A 16614-nucleotide genomic window follows, 5' to 3' on the forward strand; every position below is an offset into this window, starting at 1 on the left:
CGACTGCGAGCAGACAGACCTGTGGGGTGTGCATCCGGTTCTTGCGAAACGGATGCACACCCCACAGGTCTGCGTGCGCGGGCCGCCCCAGCCGACCGCGCCGAGCGGCCTACGCGGTCGCACGCTCCTGGTCGATGACCTGTGCGCTCTTCGCGTCACGGGAGTGGTCGGTCGAGCCATGCACGTCCTCGTTCATGGTCGCCTCGTCGAAGGGGGCGCCTCCGCTGAGCACGAGGTCGACGCGCTGCTTGTCGATCTCCTTCGTCCACGTTCCGACGAGCACCGTCGCGACGGCGTTGCCCGTGAAGTTCGTGAGGGCACGGGCCTCCGACATGAAGCGGTCGATGCCGACGATCACGCCGACGCCATCCACGAGGTCGGGGCGGTGAGCCTGCAAGCCGCCTGCGAGCGTCGCGAGGCCAGCACCGGTCACACCGGCAGCGCCCTTCGAGGCGATCATCATGAAGACCAGCAGCGACACCTGCTCGCCGATCGAGAGCGGCGTGCCCATCGCGCTGGCGATGAACAGCGACGCCATCGTCAGGTAGATGGCCGTGCCGTCCAGGTTGAAGGAGTAACCGGTCGGGATCGTGATGCCGGCGACCGACTTCGAGACGCCGACGTGCTCCATCTTCGCGATGAGGCGGGGCAGCGCGACCTCGCTCGACGACGTCGACACGATGAGGAGGTACTCACGGCCGAGGAACTTCATGAGCTTGAAGATGTTGACGCGGGCCACGAGCCACAGCAGCGAACCGAGCACCACGACGATGAACAGCGCGCACGTGATGTAGAAGGCGATCATGAGCGTGCCGAGCGCGATGACCGCGTCGATGCCCGTCGCCCCCACGACCGCGGCGATGGCGCCGAACGCGCCGACCGGGGCAACCCACATGATCATGCCGAGCACGCGGAAGACGAGCGCCTGGATCTGCGCGATCGCGTCGATGATGGGCGCCGCCTTCGTGCCCATCTTCTGCAGGCCGAAGCCGAGCAGCAGTGCCACGAACAGCACCTGCAGGATGCTGCCGTCGGTCAGCGATGAGAACAGCGACGTCGGGATGATGCCGAGGAGGAAGTCGGCCGTTCCCTCGCTCTTCGCCGCATCCGCCTCGTACGACGCGCTGGCGATGTTGAGGCCCTCACCCGGGTGGATGAAGTTGCCGACGACCATGCCGATGCCGAGGGCGAAGGTCGACATCGTGATGAAGTAGAGGAGCGCGAGCCCACCCACCTTGCCGACCGTCGCGGCCTTCGCGATGGAGCCGACGCCGAGCACGATCGTGCAGAAGATGATCGGGGCGATCATCATCTTGATGAGGGCGACGAACGCCTCCCCGACGGGCTTGAGCGCCTTCCCGAACTCCGGGAGGACGAGACCGACCGTGATGCCCGCGAGCACCGCGATGATGACGGCGATGTAGAGCCAGTGCGTCTTGTCGATGCCGCGCTTGCGCGGAGCCTTCTGGTCCTGAGATGTGAGCGCCATTGCTGTCTTCTCTCCTTTGAGATCCGACGCGAGCTGCGTCGGGAACGATGGATCGAGCATCCGCTCCCCCACATGACCGCCGCGACTTGCGTTCATACTGTTCTCACCGCCGGCGGTGCAGTGCAGCGCCGGGAGAAGCGACGACCGTGAGGAGGAGCGCCATGCGATTCGCAAGCTGGAGCGTCGCGACGCGCCTCTTCGTGCTGCAGTTCGTCGCCATCCTCGTGCTCACCGGCATCGGCGTGGCGATCGTGTGGGCGGATGCCAGACGCGAAGCCGAAGACGACGCCGCGCTGCGCAGCCTCGCCGTCGCCGAGACCATCGCCCACGACCCGTTCGTCGTGGAGCAGCTCGAGACCGCCGCCCCGAGCAGCACCCTGCAGCCCTACGCGATCTCCATCTCCGACTCCACCGGCGTCGACTTCATCACGATCATGGACACGGACGGGGTGCGCATCACGCACCGCAACCCCGAGGAGATCGGCCGCCCGTTCCAGGGCAACATCGACGCTGCACTCGCCGGCTCCACCTTCACGGAGACCTACACGGGCACCCTCGGCCCCTCGGTGCGCGCCGTCGCCCCCATCTGGGACGACGGCGAGGTCGTCGCCCTCGTCTCTGCGGGCGTCACCGTGTCGAACGCGCACGTCGCGACCGGGTCCCGTATCGCGCTCATCCTCTGGTCCGCGCTCGGCGCGCTGCTCATTGGCGGCGCTGGCGCCTGGGCGCTCAGCCGCTACCTTCGCCGCGTGACCGACAATCGCGGCCCGGAGGACCTCGCGCGGATGTTCGCCTACTACGAGGGGGTACTGCGCTCCATCGACGAGGGCCTGGTTCTCATCGATACGAAGGGCAGGATCGCGCTCACGAACGTGAAGGCCGCCGAGTACCTCGGCCTGCCGCCCTTCGACGAGCACGCCGCGCCGGTCCCGGTGCGCGACCTGGAGGCACCCGAGATCCTCCGCGAGGTGATGCTGCGCGGCGAGGCCGTCGTCGACGAGATCGTGGTGACGGAGCGCCACGTGCTCGTCGTGAACGGCGAGGCGGTCGTGACGCGCGGCCCCGGCCACGACGCTCCCCGGTTCGCGGGCACCGTCGTCACGCTGCGCGACCATTCCCGCATCGAGGAGCTGAGCGGCGAGCTCGAGACCTCCCAGACCCTCGCCGCGGCGCTCCGCTCGCAGGCGCACGAGTTCGCGAATCGACTCCACACCATCATCGCCCTCATCGAGCTCGGGCAGCCGGAGGAGGCGATGCGCCTCGCCAGCTCGACCCTCGGAGTCAGCCAGGAGCTGGCCGACCGCCTCGTGCGCGCCGTCGAGGACCCGGTGCTCGTCGCCCTGCTCCTCGGCAAGTCGGCGCAGGCCGACGAGATGGACGTGCGCTTCGAGCTGCACCTGCCGGAGCGGGTCCCCGCGAGCGCCTCGGCTCGCGACCTCATCACGATCGTCGGCAACCTCGTCGACAACGCGCTCGAGGCGGCCCGGACGACGCCCTCCCCCGCCGTGCGGGTGCTCGTCGAGGAACTCGACGGGGAGGTGCTCATCGAGGTGAGCGACAGCGGAGAGGGACCTGACCCGGACTTCCTCAGCCGCATCTTCGAATTCGGCGTCTCCGGCAAACCCGGCAAGGGCCGAGGCGTCGGGCTCGCGCTCGTCCGCCAGGCCGTGCGCAGGTCCGGGGGAAGCATCGACGTCGAGGGGTCCGCGTTCACGGTCTGCCTGCCGCTGCGCGAGCAGCCGGAGGCCCGAGCAGAGGGCACGGTGACCGAGACCGGGCACGGCGTGCCGCGAATCCACGTGCCCGCGGGCACCCGAGGCGCCACCTCGCGCAGTGCAGGAGCGTCGGATGACCGCTGACGAACGCTCGCCGCGAGACCTGCATGTGCTCGTCGTCGACGACGAGCCCATGACCGCACGAGCGCACGCCTCCTATGTCGACCGGCTCGCCGGCTTCACGACGGTCGGCGTCGTCGGCACGGCGTCCGCCGCGATCCTCGCCGTCCGGGCGTCGGGCAACGGTCATGCTGCTCGCATCGACGTCGTCCTCCTCGACATCAACATGCCGGATGCGACCGGCATCGACGTGGCCCGCAAGCTTCGGGCCGAGGGGCACGACGTCGACATCATCGCGGTCACCGCCGTCCGCGAGGCCGCGACCGTCAAGCAGGCGGTGTCGCTCGGCATCGCCCACTACCTGCTGAAGCCCTTCACCTTCCAGACCTTCGCGGAGAAGCTCGAGGCGCTCCGCGAATACCGTGCAGGCCTCTTCGACCACGTCGTCTCGAGCCAGGACGAGGTCGACCAGACCCTCGCGGCCCTCCGGCACGCCGCACCGCAGTCGAGCCTTCCCAAAGGACTGACCAGCGAGACCCTCACGGGCGTCATCGCCGCCCTCCGCGGCCTCGACGCCGGCAGTGGCATCTCCGCCAAGGAGCTCTCCGAGCAGCTCGCCCTCTCCCGAGTCACTGCCCGCCGCTACCTGGAGCACCTCGTCGACACGGCAGCCGCCGAGCGCACCCCGAGGTACGGCACGCCCGGTCGACCGGAACTCGAGTACCGGCTCTCCTGAGCCGAGCCAGGCTCCGTCACCTTTCGGACAGCCGGGAGGAGTAATCTCCGGAAAATGATCACCGTCGGCATGAGCACCTCCTGCACTTTCCCGAAGTCTGTCGAGACCTCGTTCCAGATAGCTCGCGACGCGGGCTTCGACGGTATGGAGATCATGATCTCGACGGACCAGACCTCACGAAGCGTGGACGCGCTGAAGCGTCTCATCGACAAATACCAGCTCCCCGTGCTGGCCGTGCACGCACCCGTGCTGCTCTTCACGCAGTTCGTGTGGGGCCGCGACCAGCGCACGAAGCTCCAGCGCTCCGCCGAGCTCGCCCGCGACATCGGCGCCTCAACGGTTGTCGTGCACCCGCCGTTCCGGTGGCAGTCGGGATACGCGGAGAACTTCCTCGGCATCGTCCGCGAGATCAACGAGGACACCGGCACCGAGATCGCCGTCGAGAACATGTTCCCGTGGAAGGTGTCCGGCCGGGCGCTGCAGGCCTACAAGCCGGGCATCGACCCAGTCGACATGGACTGCGACGCCATCACGCTCGACTTCTCGCACGCCGCGCTCTCCGGCCGCGACTCCCTGCAGATGGCGAAGGCGGCCGGCGACCGGCTGCGGCACATCCACCTCTGCGACGGACAGGCGCCCGAGGCGAACGACAAGCTCTTCGACGAGCACCTCGCGCCCGGCGAGGGCGGGCAGCCCGTGGCCGAGACCCTCCAGTACCTCGCGTCGATCGGCTGGTCTGGCCACGTGGTCGCCGAGGTGAACACGCGCAAGGCGAAGAACGAGCCGGACCGCCTGCGCATGCTGCGCGAGACGGTCGCGTTCGCGCACGAGCACCTGCAGCTCGGCCGCCCCGTCTCCGACACCGTCTAGGCCCGGTCGCCTCCCGCACTCGGTTCTCGGGATGGCTTGCACGACTTCGGATGGCTTGCAGGCCATCCCGAGGCGAGAAAGCCATCCAGAAACCTGCAGTGGTGAGGCGAGGCCGGGCCGGCCGAGCCGGCGCTACACGGTGACCGGCTCGCGTCGGCCCGCCGTGAGTCCAGCCACGAGCGACGGCTTCGAGCGCCGCCTGCGGCCGATGACCAGGCTGGCGGCCCCGAAGGCGACGGCGGCGATGACGAGCATGCCGACAGCGGCCATGACGACTCCGGATGCGGTGCCGCCCGAGTAGGCGAGCTGCAGCCCAGCGGCGAGGTGCGTGCCGGGGAGCAGCCCCGACAGCATCTCGACGAAGGGCGACTTCAGCTCGAGGGGCACGAGACCGCGCATGGCGAGCACCTGGATGCTCAGCAGGCCCATGGATGCCACTGCGGCGGCACGCCTGCCCCAGAGCGTCGTGAAGAGCAGGTGCACCCCGATGAGGGCGAGCGCGCAGAGCGATCCCAGTCCGAGCGTCGCGAACGCGGCCGTGACGGGAACCCCCACGAAGCCGTGGGCGATGACCATGACGGCGAAGAGCACCGCGCCGAGCGGCAGGAGCATGCGCGTGGTCGCGTCGAGCAGGATGCGCCCGTTCGAGGCCATGGAGGCATAGGCCTCGGTCGGCACGAGGCGCCGCATGAGCGTGGTCGCGAGGGCCGTGAGCCAGAGGGCGAGCGGCAGGATGAGGGTGGTGAGGATCTCGCCGAAGCTCACTTCGTGCTGCATGCTCTGGTTCGCCTGCACGGGGTTGGCAACCACTTCGGCGAGCGCGTCGGGGTCGCCGACGGCGTTCTCGGCCTGCGTGGCGCCGTCGCTCAGGCCCGTCGAGAGCTGGCTTGCTCCCGAGGTGAGCTCTCCGACGCCGTCCTGGATGGGCGCGACGCCGTCGACGAGCAGCTGCTGCCCGTCGCGGAGCTGCCCGAGGCCGGTCGCAAGTGCGCTGGCACCCGTCTCGAGCTGAGTGCCGCCGGTCACGAGCTGGGACGCGCCGCTCTCGAGTTCGTCGCCTGCCGTCGCGAGGTCGGAGGCTCCCGTGGTGAGGCTGCTTGAGCTGGCGGAGAGCTGCGTGGCCCCGGTGTTGAGCTGGTCGATGCCGTCGGCGAGCTGGACGAGGCCGGCGCCGAGGGTGGGCAGCTCGGATGCGCCCTCGGTCACGGCGGTGAGCTCGCCCGTCGCGCTGTCGAGGGTCTCGACGAGGCCGTCGACGCCACCGGTCGTGCCGACGAGGCCCTTCAGCTGCGTCTCGCACTCCGTCTTGAGGGTCGGGTCGGCGAGCGCGGCGCACCAGGCGACGAGACCGTCTGTGGAGTCGTTCAGGGAGACGAGCGCTGGCCTGATCTGCTCCTGGTAGGTCGCAGTGCCTTGTGTGACGGCGCTCGAATATCCCTTGAGCTGCGTGCCGGCGTCCTGCAGCTGCTGGCCGCCTTCGCGGAGCCCTGGCGCCTGCACGGCGAGCTCGCCGATGCCGGCCGCGAGCTGGTCGGCGCCGCTCGTGTACTGCGTGACGCCCGCCGAGAGCTGGTCGACGCCCGTCGTGTACTGGCTGATGCCGCTCGAGAGCTCGCCGACTCCGGACACGTAGGTGGTCACACCGGTGGAGAGCTCGCCTGCGCCGTCGGCGCTCTGCACGAGCCCGGTCGCGAGCTCGTCCTGCCCGTCGGCGAACTGGGAGAGCCCGGAGCCGAGCTGCGTGCCGCCGTCGGCGAGCTGCGAGGCGCCGTCTGCCGCGTCGCGCAGCGAGGTCGCCGTCTGACCGATGCCATCGAAGAGCTGCACGGCGACCATCTCGGTCACCTGCGTGCCGAACTGGGCGGTGAGGGCGTCTGCGAGTCCGTTGGCGATTGCCGGGGAGAGGTAGTCGTGCGACTCGTCGGTGGTCACGTCGATCGTGGCCGGCTGCGCGCCATCATCGGCGATGCCCGTGATGCGCGCGGAGAAGTCCTCCGGGATGGTGACGACGACATACGCGGAACCGTCTTCCAGCGCTGCCTTGGCCGTGTCCGCGTTGGCGAGCTGCCAGTCGAAGCCCGTCGCGGTGTCGGGATCGGTGAGGGCGCTGACGACGAGGCGTCCGGCGATGACGGTCGTCTCCGTGCCGTCTGGCGCCGTCTGGGTCTGCAGCTGGTCGTTGTTGACGATCATCGCGGGGATCGCCGAGGTGCGTGCCTCCGCGCCGGCGAGGCCGGCGAAGTAGGCACCCGCGACGACGAGCGGCACGAGGATGGCGACGAGCAGGTTGCGCAGGCGCCTCTGGCGCAGGGCCCCGCGGTCGGCCGTGACGGCGTGGAGGACGGCGGCGCTCATGCGAGTGCTCCCTTGTGCGTGCTGGTTGCTGCTTGGGTGGATGCTGGGGTGCCGGTGGGTGCGCTCGGCTGCGCATCGAGGCGGATGCGCCCGGCGGGGCGGCGGACCTCTCCGAGGATGGCGGCGGCGTCGAGTCCGCTGGGGAGCCCGAGCACGATCGTCATCTCCGGTGCGGCGAGCGAGCTGGCGGCGGCGAGCACGGCGGCCGCCAGGCGCGTCGTGACGTCCGGTTCGGCTCCCGGCCCGAGGTCGAGGACAAGCACTTCCGGCCCTTCGGCGAGCGCGATGCGGGCGAGCGCGACTCCTCTGGATGCTGGCCGCAGCTCGCCGAGGCTCGTCTCGGCGCTGACGCGCGGCGAGCCGTCGCGCAGGCGGGCTGTGGCGGCCGAGATCTCGGCCACTCCCTGGTCGATGAGTCCCGACGGCACGGCTCCCCCGGCGGCGCCGCGCCCGAGGCGGAGGCGCTCCTCGAGGAGCGCCCCGACGGTGAGCTCCGCGGATCTGGCGTCGAGCGTCGACGCGTCGACGACGGCGACGCGCTGCATGAGCGCGCTCTCGTCTCCGGGAGTGAGGTGCCCGTGGGCGTGGGCGTGCCCGCTCACGGGGGCGATGCGTCCGGCGAGCGTCGCGGCGAGCAGCCGCCGTTCGGCGAGCTGTCCTTCGACGAGCAGCACGCCGCCGCGCTCGATGCCGCCCGTGACGGGGCGTGTCGCCGCCGAGTCGGAACCGGCGATGAGCGCGTCCATGGCGATGCCGTCTGGCTGGTCCCGCATCCATTCCGCGTTCTGCCGGTAGTGGCGAAGGTGCTCGCCCTCCACGTCGAGGTCGGGGAGGATGCGCTCGAGCCAGGCGGGCAGGGCCCACGCCCGCTTGCCGAGCATCGCCATGATGGCGGGAACGAGTGTCATGCGCACGAGGAACGCGTCGAAGAAGATCCCGGCCGCGAGGCCGAGGGCGATGGCTTTGATGACGCCGGCTCCCTCTGGCACGAAGGCGGCGAACACGAAGAACATGATGAGTGCGGCAGCCGTGACGACGCGCGCGCCGTTCGCGAAGCCGGTCTCGACCGCCTCCTTGGCGTTCCCGCCGCGAACGTAGGCCTCGCGCATCCCGGAGACGAGGAAGACCTCGTAGTCCATGGCCAGCCCGAAGATGATGGCCATGAGCAGGATGGGCATGAAGCTGATGATGGGGCCGGGCACGACGTGCAGGGCGTCGGCGAACCACCCCCACTGGAAGATCGCGACGACCACTCCGAAGGCGGCGAAGACGCTCAGCAGGAAGCTCAGCGCCGCCTTGAGGGGAACGAGGATCGACCGGAACACCATCATGAGCAGGAAGAAGCTGAGCCCGACGACGACAGCCGCGAACGGCAGGAGCGCCTGGTTGAGGCGATCGGAGATGTCGAGCGCGATGGCGGTCGCACCGGTCACCGAGGTCTTCATGCCCGTCTCGGCTTCGAGCTCGTCGCCGAGGTCGCGGATCTCGCCGACGACCCTCAGCGTCTCGTCGTCGTCCGGTCCGGTCGAGGGGACGACCTGGATGATCGCGGAGTCGACGGTCAGGTTCGGCAGCGGGTCGCCGACGGTGTCGATGCCGTCGACCTGCGCGACGCGGTCGGCGATGAGCTGCAGGTCGTCGAGCAGTGTGTCGTTGTCGCCCTGCGTGATGTCGACCATCACGATGAGCGGCCCGTTGGCCCCCGGCCCGAAGTGCTCGGAGACGAGGTCGTAGCCGATGTGCGCGACGCTGTCCTCCGGCTCGGAGGCGCCGGAGGGCAGTGCGAGCTTGAGGTCGAGGGCGGGGATGGCGAGCGTGCCGAGGATGGCGACGACCGCGAGCGCGAAGGCGAGCGGCGCCCGCATGACGAGTCGCACCCACCTTCTGCCCATGGTGGGCTTCGCGTTCGCGCCGGTCTCGCGGCGGAAGGCGCGCGACCCGGCCTTGGGCCGCATCCGCTCACCGGCGAAGCCGAGGAGGGCTGGCACGAGGGTGATGACGGCGGCCATCGCCGCGAACACCGCGGCGGCGGCGGCGACGCCCATGACGCTCAGGAACGGGATGCCGACGATCACCAGGCCGAGCAGGGCGATCATGACGGTCACGCCGGCGAAGACGACGGCGTTGCCCGCGGTGCCGACGGCCGTGGCCGTGGACTCCTCCGGGTCCATGCCGGTGGCGAGCTGCGTGCGGTGGCGGGAGACGACGAAGAGCGCGTAGTCGATGCCGACGGCGAGGCCGATCATGACCGCGAGCAGCGGGGTGGCGCTGGAGACGACCACGAACTTCGCGGCGAAGAGGATCCCGCCCATCGTCACACCGACCCCGACGATCGCGGAGGCGAGCGGGAGACCTGCGGCGAGCACCGACCCGAAGGCGACGAACAGCACGATGGCCGCGAACACCACGCCGATGACCTCGGTCGGGGTGAGGCCGTACTCGAGGTTCTGGAAGATCTGACCGTCGAAGCCGACCTGCAGGCCGGACCCCTCGAGCGAGGTGCCGATCTCGGTGACCTCGTCGATCGTCGCCTCGCTGATGTCCTCGCTGGTGCCGTCGAACTGCACGCGGATGATGCCGGCTTCGGCATCGTCGGAGATCGCGTCGGTCGCGAACTCGGAGAAGGGCGACAGCGCCTGGCTGACTCCGTCGAGCTCGCCGAGCCGGTCCGCCGCATCGTCGATGGCGCCGCGGTACGGCTCATCCTCGACGGAGTCACCCGTCGGCGTGACGACGACGATGCTCGCGCTCGCGCCTGCGGCCTCGGGGAACACCTCGCCGAGCCGGTCGAGCGCCGCCTGCGACTGGGTGCCTGGGATCGCGAACGACTCCTTCAGCGCCCCTCCGGCAGCGACGCCGACGCCGAGCAGCACGGCGAGCAGCAGGATCCAGGCGGACAGGACGCGCCACGGGTGGCGGTAGGAGCCGCGGGCGATTCGGAAGAGGAGGAGGGCCATGGGTTCTTTGCCTGACTGTCGTCGGTCGACTACCGGCGCGTGGCCGAGATGAAGGTGAGGGCGGCGACGAGCTCGTCGCGTGTCGGCTCCGGCTTGTTGGCCTCGCCTGGGATGTTCTCGTTGGCGAGGCAGTAGGCGACTCCCGCGAGGCCGATGGCGATGCGCAGGGCGCGGTCCGGGTCGTCGTCCGAGAGGGCGACGACGAGCCGCTCGATGATGGGGTCGACTCGGGTGGCGATGAACTCGCCGGCCCCGGTGCTGCGGTGGTTCACGAACATGTGCACGGCGAGGCGGTGCTGCAGCAGGAAGTCGACGAAGGGGCCGACGAGGCGCTCCTCCTCCGTGCCGATGTCGAGGTGCTGCAGCGAGTCGACGAGCTCCTCGAACGCGCCGAGGGCCTCGAGCACTGCCTGCTCGAAGAGCCCCTGCTTCGAACCGAAGTGGTAGAGGAGGTTGGCCTTCGTGTACCCGGCCTTGCTCGCGATCTCCTGCAGTGAGGCCCCTTCGTAGCCGTGCGCGGCGAACTCGACGAGTGCGGCTTGCTTGAGGAGGTCGGTCGGGTGCTTGCGCTGCCCTGCGTGGGGCGCTTCGGCCTGGGCCTTCTCGGCTGGGGGGATCTCGGTCACCCGTGGAGTCTATTGACCGAACGGTCAGACTTCAACCGATCGGTCAGGAAACGTGGGGTGGCGCTTCACGGCACTCTCCAAGATGCAGACAGACGGCACCGCTAACCTGACCACGTCCACCAGAACGTCGGCGCGATCACAACGACGCGACCCCCGGCACAAGCAGGGAGCGGAAGCCATGCGCAAATTCCTCACCAACGGAGCGATCCTGTCCTCGATCTTCGGTATCGTCGGCGTCTTCCGACAGACCTCGATGGAGACCAAGCGCTGGCGCGCGGTGCTCGTCTGGCTCGCCTGGGGCATCTCGACGGCCCTCGCCATCAGCGCCGTCATGGACGACGCCAACCAGCGAAAGCTCGAGCTCGACTAACAATCCCGGCAGCGTGCGGCGTGTCTCTCGACTCGCCGCACGAACGCCGCGAGACTAGTGCCGTCTCATTTCGGGCGCAGATGACCTGTACCCGGAAGAAGAGCCCATATTCCCGGTGCAGAAAGGGGACTCCGTGTTCGGTTGGTTCCGCAAGCGGCGACACCCCGAGGGTGACGCCACGTCGACGACAGACTCGACACAGCCCACCCCCCAGCAGGGAGCCCCCACTCCCCCCGTTTTCCCCCAGCAGCCGATGAGCGCGATTCCTGCGCCGATCCCTGCAGTCTCGGCACCGTCAGCCCGCCCGGCCATGCCGCTCGGAGGCCACCCGAACTTCTCGGGGCTCGAGCGTCCCGGCAGCGAGCTGGAGCCGCCGCGCCTGCTCGAGCCGAGCGCCATCATGAGCGACGAGGCACGCGAAGAGCTCACGCTCCTCCTCGACGACATGTTCGGGGCAGAGGGCCGCTACCGGCTCGAGTGGCGCCCAGACCGCGAGCCAGGCGACGACGCCATGTTCTCCGAGATCATGGTCGCCGACCTCGTTCGGCGCATCCAGAACACGCTCGGAACGGTTGCCGCACTCGAAGCCGGCGACGCGGCTCCGGCCCGACTGACGCCCGTGAGCGAGCAGGAACGTCAGCGCGCCATCGAGACGTTTCTGAAGCCAGAGGAGTCGCTCGAGGACCTCGTCGAGACGGTCACTCCTCGCCCCGCCGACATCGCCGCTCGGGCAGCAATGTCCGCAGAGCGGAAGATCGCCTGAGTCTTCATCGGCTGAGTCGTCACCGACTCTCCAGCTGAGCTGCACAACGAAGAACCCCGGTCCGAAGTTCGGACCGGGGTTCTTGCGTGCGCGCTGCGCGCCTAGAAGGCGAGGTAGGGCAGGAGCCCCGTGAAGATCACGGCGGCGACCACGAGGTACCAGACGATGATGATCGTCAGCAGGAACGGGGCGAGCTTCTCCCCCACGCGCTTGGCGCCGGCACCGAGGTGCCCGTGCGCCATGTTGAAGATCGTGCCGGTCGAGACGAGGGGGATCGTCGCGGCCCAGATGATCATGCACCACAGGCACAGGCGGGCGAGCTCGAAGGCGCTGTACCACTGCAGGTAGCTGACGAGCGCTGCGGCACCCAAGAGCCCGACCTGGAACGCGACCCAGAACCAGCGGCGGTAGCTCGCACCGGCGAGGATCCCCGCGCCGATCGCGACCGTCACCGCGAAGGTGACGAGCCCGATGATGATGTTCGGGAAACCGAGGATCGCGCCGGCGGACGACTGCATGGCGGGCCCGCACGTGACGAAAACGTTCAGGTCGCAGATGAGCGCTTGCGTGGGCTCCTGCAGCTTGTGGATGTACTCGACGGTCAGGAAGAAGCTCGCAAGCAGCCCCACGCCGCCGAAGACGACGAGCGCCCACGCCACGTTCTTGGGCGTTCGGACGAGCCAGGGCAGCTTGACTGCGCTGCCCTGCTCGTCCTCGATGGTCTCTGCCGGTTCGGAAGAGCTCGCCATCTCGCGTGCCCGCTACTCGCCGGTGTTCGCGGTGCCGGCAAGCGCCATGAGCGCCTCGACGTCCGGAGGAGTCTGCTGCAGCTCGCCGTCCACGAAGATGCTCGGGGTGCCGGAGACGCCAGCCTCGCGCGAGGCGGTCGTGTTCGAGGCAGCCCAGCCCGAGAACTCGCCGTTCGTCGCAGCGGCGAGCGCTTCCGGGTTCGTGACGCCCAGCTGGCTGAGCGCCGAGGAGTAGTCCGCGGGGCCCCAGCTGGTCTGCGTCTGTGCGGGGATGCCGAAGAGTCCGTCGTGCACCGCGAAGAAGGCGGAGGGCTCGTATGCCACAGTCGAGGCGATGGCGGCTGCGGCCTCGGCACCGTACGGCGCGACGATGTTGATCGCGTGGTAGGTGACCTGCATCTCACCGGCTGCGACGAGGTCGTTGTACACGGCCCCGGTCTGCTCGTGGTAGTCCACGCAGTGGGGGCACGAGTAGTCGTAGTAGTAGTCGATCTTGACCGGAGCATCCGCTGCGCCGACGACGATCGCCGAGTTGTCGACGACCTGGATGGGCTGCTCGACGGTCGAGCCGTCGAGGCGCGCGACGGCGACGTTTCCTTCAGCCGAGATCTCGATCTTCTTGCCGAACCAGGTCGAGCCGAACACGGCGAGCAGCACGATCGCGCCAAGCACGACCACGGCGCCGACGATGATGCCGACCTGCGTCAGGACGCGCGTGCGCTTGGCGCGCGCTTCTTCCTGCTTGCGGATGGCGTTGGCCTCCTCGCGAAGCTTCTGGATGTGTTCGCGGTTCTTGTCTGCCATTGCGGCTCTCCTCGGGTTCGACGACCGGCGTCATTGTACGTGAGATCATTTTGTGACCTTCACATAAATACTTGCGGCCACAACCATTACATTGTGCACCCCCGAGACCAAGACCACCCCCAGGGAGCAGCTGCCGTGAGTTCGATGTTCCGCTCGCTCCGTGAACGGAACTACCGCATCTGGTTCGCCGGATCGCTGACATCCAACGTCGGAACGTGGATGCAGCGCACCGCCCAGGCGTGGATCGTGCTGACCGAGCTCACCGACAACGATGCGACGGCGCTGGGCGTCGTCATGGCCCTGCAGTTCGGCCCCCAGCTGCTGCTCGCCCCCTACGCGGGGGTGATCGCCGACCGCGTGTCGAAGCGGAAGGTCCTCATCTGGACGCAGTCGGTCATGGCAGTGCTCGCACTCGCGCTCGGCGCCATCGTCACGGCGGGCGTCGCCGAGCTCTGGCACGTGTACGTCTTCGCCCTGCTGCTCGGCTGCGCCGCGTCCCTCGACGCCCCAGCACGCCAGGCCTTCGTCTCCGAGGTCGTCGGGCTCAAGCTGCTGTCGAACGCCGTGGCGCTCAACTCAGCCTCGTTCAACGGCGCCAGGATGATCGGCCCGGCGGTCGCCGGGGTGCTCACCGTGTTCATCGGCGCCGGCCCCGTGATCCTCGTCAACGCACTGACGTACGTCGCGACCATCGCCGCGCTCCTGGCCATGCGCACCTCGGAGCTGCTGCCGTCTCCCCCGTCGAAGCGAGGTCGCGGCCAGATCCGGGAGGGCATCCGCTACGTCGCGAACCGCCCCGATATCGTCGCCGTGCTCGTGCTGGTGTTCCTCCTCGGCACCTTCGGACTCAACTTCCCGATCTACACCGCGACGATGACGACCATGGAGTTCCAGGGCGGCGCCGACAGCTTCGGGCTGCTCTCCTCGATCCTGGCCATCGGCTCGCTCGGCGGCGCACTGCTCGCCGCGAAGCGGGAACGCGCCAGGTTCCGCGTACTGCTCTCCTCGAGCGCGTTCTTCGCACTCAGCTGCCTCGCGGCGGCCCTCGCGCCGACCTTCTGGCTCTTCGCGCTGGCGCTCATCCCGATCGGCTTCACCTCGCTGAGCGCCATCACGACCGCGAACGCGCTCGTGCAGGGCAGCGTCGAGCCGTCCATGCGCGGACGGGTGCTCTCGCTGTACATGGCGATCTTCCTCGGCGGAACCCCGATCGGCGCGCCCGTCGTGGGGTGGATCGTCGAGCTGTTCGGGCCGCGAGCCGCCCTGCTCGTGGGCGGCGCATCCGGAGCCGTCGGAGCCCTGCTCGCCGCCTGGATCCTGCATCGGGCCGGAGCGTTCAGATGGCGCGACAGGCCATGGCGCCAACCGGACGACCCGCGAGCCGACCAACCGCTCTGAGCGCCTTGAGCGCGTCCTGAGTGCGCCTTGAGCGCGCCCTGAGGACTCCCCACAGGGCCGCGCGGGCCGCTAGTGCGCCCCGAGGACCCGCGTGAGGTGGGCGTTGTCGAACACGCCTGCGGGGTCGAGTCGTTCCCGGGCCGTGTGGAAGTCGCCGAAGCGCGTGATGACGTGCTTGAACTCCTCGGCCCGCACCGTGTGGAAGCTCCCCCAGTGGGGCAGACCACCGAGGCGGAGGAACAGGTCTTCTGCGGCGCTGAAGATGGGCCGAGCGTCGAGCGTCGACGGGACCCGGACGGCGATGTTGCCGACGGCCCTGCGGTAGGCGTTCGACAGGCACGCGTCGTCGGCGGCAGTCGTCGAGATGCGCACGGCGTACGGCAGGTTCAGGTGAGCGCGCTCGATCGTCTCGTCGAGGGCGCGAAGCACCTCTGGCGTCTCGGCGATGGGGAACGAGTACTCGAGCGACGCGAACCGCACCGGGGCGGGCTCCGCGAGCGCCCGCATGGGCCCGAGCGTCGATTCGCCCACCGGATGCACGCGGTTCGCGAGCCTGTTCACGGCGGGAGTCAGCAGCGGCAGCGACTTCGAGAGCCCGATCGCGAGCACCTCGCCAAGCGCACCGAACGACGCCGAACGCCGTGACGGCGTCGGCTCGTCGGCGATCTCGCCGGACTCGCGGAACCCCTGCGTCACGAACACCTCGTCGGTGTGCGGCCGCCAGCTCGCGGAGAAGTGGTCGGCCCCGGAGGCGAGGACCTCGAACTCGTCGACGAGCGCGCTCATGCGCATCTCCTCGGCGGAGGTGCGGATGCGGTAGCCGGGCACGATGCGGAACACGAGCTCCGTGAAGACGCCCAGCGCGCCGAGGCTGAGCTTGACGGATGGCCAGAGCTCGAGATCCTGGTGGGCGCTGACCGTGACCAGCTCGCCCGTGCCCGACACGAGCGTGGCCGAGACCAGCTGGGACGAGAGGCTCGCGAAGCGCGCGCCCGTGCCATGGCTCCCCGTGGCGACGGCACCGCCGAGCGTCACGGCCGGGTTGTTCGGGATGTTCTCGAGCTGCCAGCCGTAGGACTCGAGGAGGGCCCCGGCCTCGGCGATCGTGGTGCCCGCGCCGAACGCGGCCTCGCGGCTGTCGAGGTCGATCCAGTTCAGGCCGCGCAGCCCGCGCGCGTCGAGCAGGACATCAGGTGCTGCAGCCAGGGCGTTCGAGGTGTGGCTCGCGCCGACCGGACGAACGTGCCTGCCACTCGCGTAGGCGTCCGCGACGATCTGCTGCACGTCTTCAGCGACCCGTGGAGCAACGATGCTCGAGGGGTTCGCCCGTGCGGTTCGCGGCCAGTTCGCCCACAGTTCACCGGGTGCATTCGTCACGGAATCCGCCTCCTCGTCGTCGGCGCGTTCCGCGCCAAGCCAGTGCATGCCCATTCTGCCAGCACCCAGCCTCCAAGAACGGCAGACCGGCGATGGGCGGGCCGGCGAGGCACCCTGCGGGGAGATGCAAGAGCCTGCGTACCGACGCCGGGGACTGCGCACAGATGCAAGAAGGCCCGGTAGCTGGCGAGAGCTACCGGGCCTATCTCGTACACCCCCTCGGACTTGAACCGAGAACCCATTGATTAAGAGTCAATTGCTCTGCCAATTGAGCTAGAGGTGCAT

13 protein-coding genes and 1 tRNA gene are annotated in these 16614 nt (G+C 69.2%); 6 read left to right on the top strand and 8 right to left on the bottom strand.

Going from position 1 to position 16614, the window contains the following annotated elements:
• Positions 1-109: 109 nt before the first annotated feature.
• Positions 110-1489 (bottom strand): cation:dicarboxylate symporter family transporter, encoded by a 1380-nt coding sequence (locus ITJ61_RS18140; protein WP_104240417.1) that lies wholly within the window; start codon positions 1487-1489, stop codon positions 110-112.
• Positions 1490-1650: 161 nt separating this feature from the next.
• On the opposite strand from ITJ61_RS18140, the gene ITJ61_RS18145 reads away from it, so the two are divergent.
• The 3 genes from ITJ61_RS18145 to ITJ61_RS18155 are packed head-to-tail and all read left to right on the top strand — an operon-like array spanning position 1651 to position 4930.
• Complete coding sequence (locus ITJ61_RS18145; protein ID WP_194687056.1) at positions 1651-3348, top strand: ATP-binding protein; 1698 nt, start codon at positions 1651-1653, stop codon at positions 3346-3348.
• On the top strand, positions 3338-4060 hold the full coding sequence (locus ITJ61_RS18150; RefSeq protein WP_104240415.1) for a response regulator: 723 nt from the start codon (positions 3338-3340) through the stop codon (positions 4058-4060). The genes ITJ61_RS18145 and ITJ61_RS18150 overlap by 11 nt, the downstream gene beginning before the upstream one ends.
• Before the next feature lie 54 nt (positions 4061-4114).
• Positions 4115-4930 (top strand): sugar phosphate isomerase/epimerase family protein, encoded by an 816-nt coding sequence (locus ITJ61_RS18155; RefSeq protein WP_104240414.1) that lies wholly within the window; start codon positions 4115-4117, stop codon positions 4928-4930.
• Between the two features lie 132 nt (positions 4931-5062).
• Here the strand turns inward: ITJ61_RS18155 and ITJ61_RS18160 are convergent, their stop codons facing one another.
• From ITJ61_RS18160 to ITJ61_RS18170, 3 genes are read right to left on the bottom strand one after another with little or no spacing between them, the layout of a single operon-like run.
• Positions 5063-7285 (bottom strand): YhgE/Pip domain-containing protein, encoded by a 2223-nt coding sequence (locus ITJ61_RS18160; protein WP_194687057.1) that lies wholly within the window; start codon positions 7283-7285, stop codon positions 5063-5065.
• Positions 7282-10242: an MMPL family transporter gene (locus ITJ61_RS18165; RefSeq protein ID WP_194687058.1), complete on the bottom strand. Its 2961-nt coding sequence runs from the start codon at positions 10240-10242 to the stop codon at positions 7282-7284. Before ITJ61_RS18165 ends, ITJ61_RS18160 begins: the two co-directional genes overlap by 4 nt.
• Positions 10243-10271: 29 nt before the next feature.
• On the bottom strand, positions 10272-10868 hold the full coding sequence (locus tag ITJ61_RS18170; RefSeq protein ID WP_104240411.1) for a TetR/AcrR family transcriptional regulator: 597 nt from the start codon (positions 10866-10868) through the stop codon (positions 10272-10274).
• Positions 10869-11046: 178 nt separating this feature from the next.
• On the opposite strand from ITJ61_RS18170, the gene ITJ61_RS18175 reads away from it, so the two are divergent.
• Entirely contained in the window at positions 11047-11238 is a 192-nt protein-coding gene (locus tag ITJ61_RS18175; RefSeq protein WP_104240410.1) for a hypothetical protein, read from the top strand.
• Between the two features lie 253 nt (positions 11239-11491).
• Positions 11492-12001, top strand: coding sequence for a hypothetical protein (locus tag ITJ61_RS18180; RefSeq protein ID WP_104330602.1), 510 nt, complete (start codon positions 11492-11494; stop codon positions 11999-12001).
• A gap of 101 nt (positions 12002-12102) precedes the next feature.
• Here the strand turns inward: ITJ61_RS18180 and ITJ61_RS18185 are convergent, their stop codons facing one another.
• Both ITJ61_RS18185 and ITJ61_RS18190 read right to left on the bottom strand, forming a co-directional pair.
• Positions 12103-12750, bottom strand: a complete 648-nt coding sequence (locus ITJ61_RS18185; protein WP_104306075.1) for a vitamin K epoxide reductase family protein — start codon at positions 12748-12750, stop codon at positions 12103-12105.
• 12 nt (positions 12751-12762) lie between these two features.
• The gene (locus ITJ61_RS18190; protein ID WP_104240407.1) at positions 12763-13554 is read right to left on the bottom strand and encodes a DsbA family protein; all 792 of its coding nucleotides are present in this window, start codon (positions 13552-13554) and stop codon (positions 12763-12765) included.
• Positions 13555-13689: 135 nt separating this feature from the next.
• Here ITJ61_RS18190 and ITJ61_RS18195 point away from each other — a divergent pair, with 135 nt between their 5' ends.
• Positions 13690-14952 carry an MFS transporter gene (locus ITJ61_RS18195; RefSeq protein ID WP_194687059.1) on the top strand — a complete coding sequence of 421 codons (1263 nt, stop codon included), beginning with the start codon at positions 13690-13692 and terminating at the stop codon, positions 14950-14952.
• A 69-nt stretch (positions 14953-15021) separates the two neighbouring features.
• On the opposite strand, the gene ITJ61_RS18200 is transcribed toward ITJ61_RS18195, so the two are convergent.
• Both ITJ61_RS18200 and ITJ61_RS18205 read right to left on the bottom strand, forming a co-directional pair.
• Positions 15022-16329, bottom strand: coding sequence for a D-arabinono-1,4-lactone oxidase (locus ITJ61_RS18200; protein WP_181059734.1), 1308 nt, complete (start codon positions 16327-16329; stop codon positions 15022-15024).
• 210 nt (positions 16330-16539) lie between these two features.
• Positions 16540-16612 (bottom strand) — tRNA-Lys (locus ITJ61_RS18205).
• Positions 16613-16614: the final 2 nt, after the last annotated feature.

This window comes from Pseudoclavibacter sp. VKM Ac-2888, from assembly GCF_015351285.1.
In the GTDB taxonomy this organism is placed as follows: Bacteria; Actinomycetota; Actinomycetes; order Actinomycetales; family Microbacteriaceae; genus Pseudoclavibacter.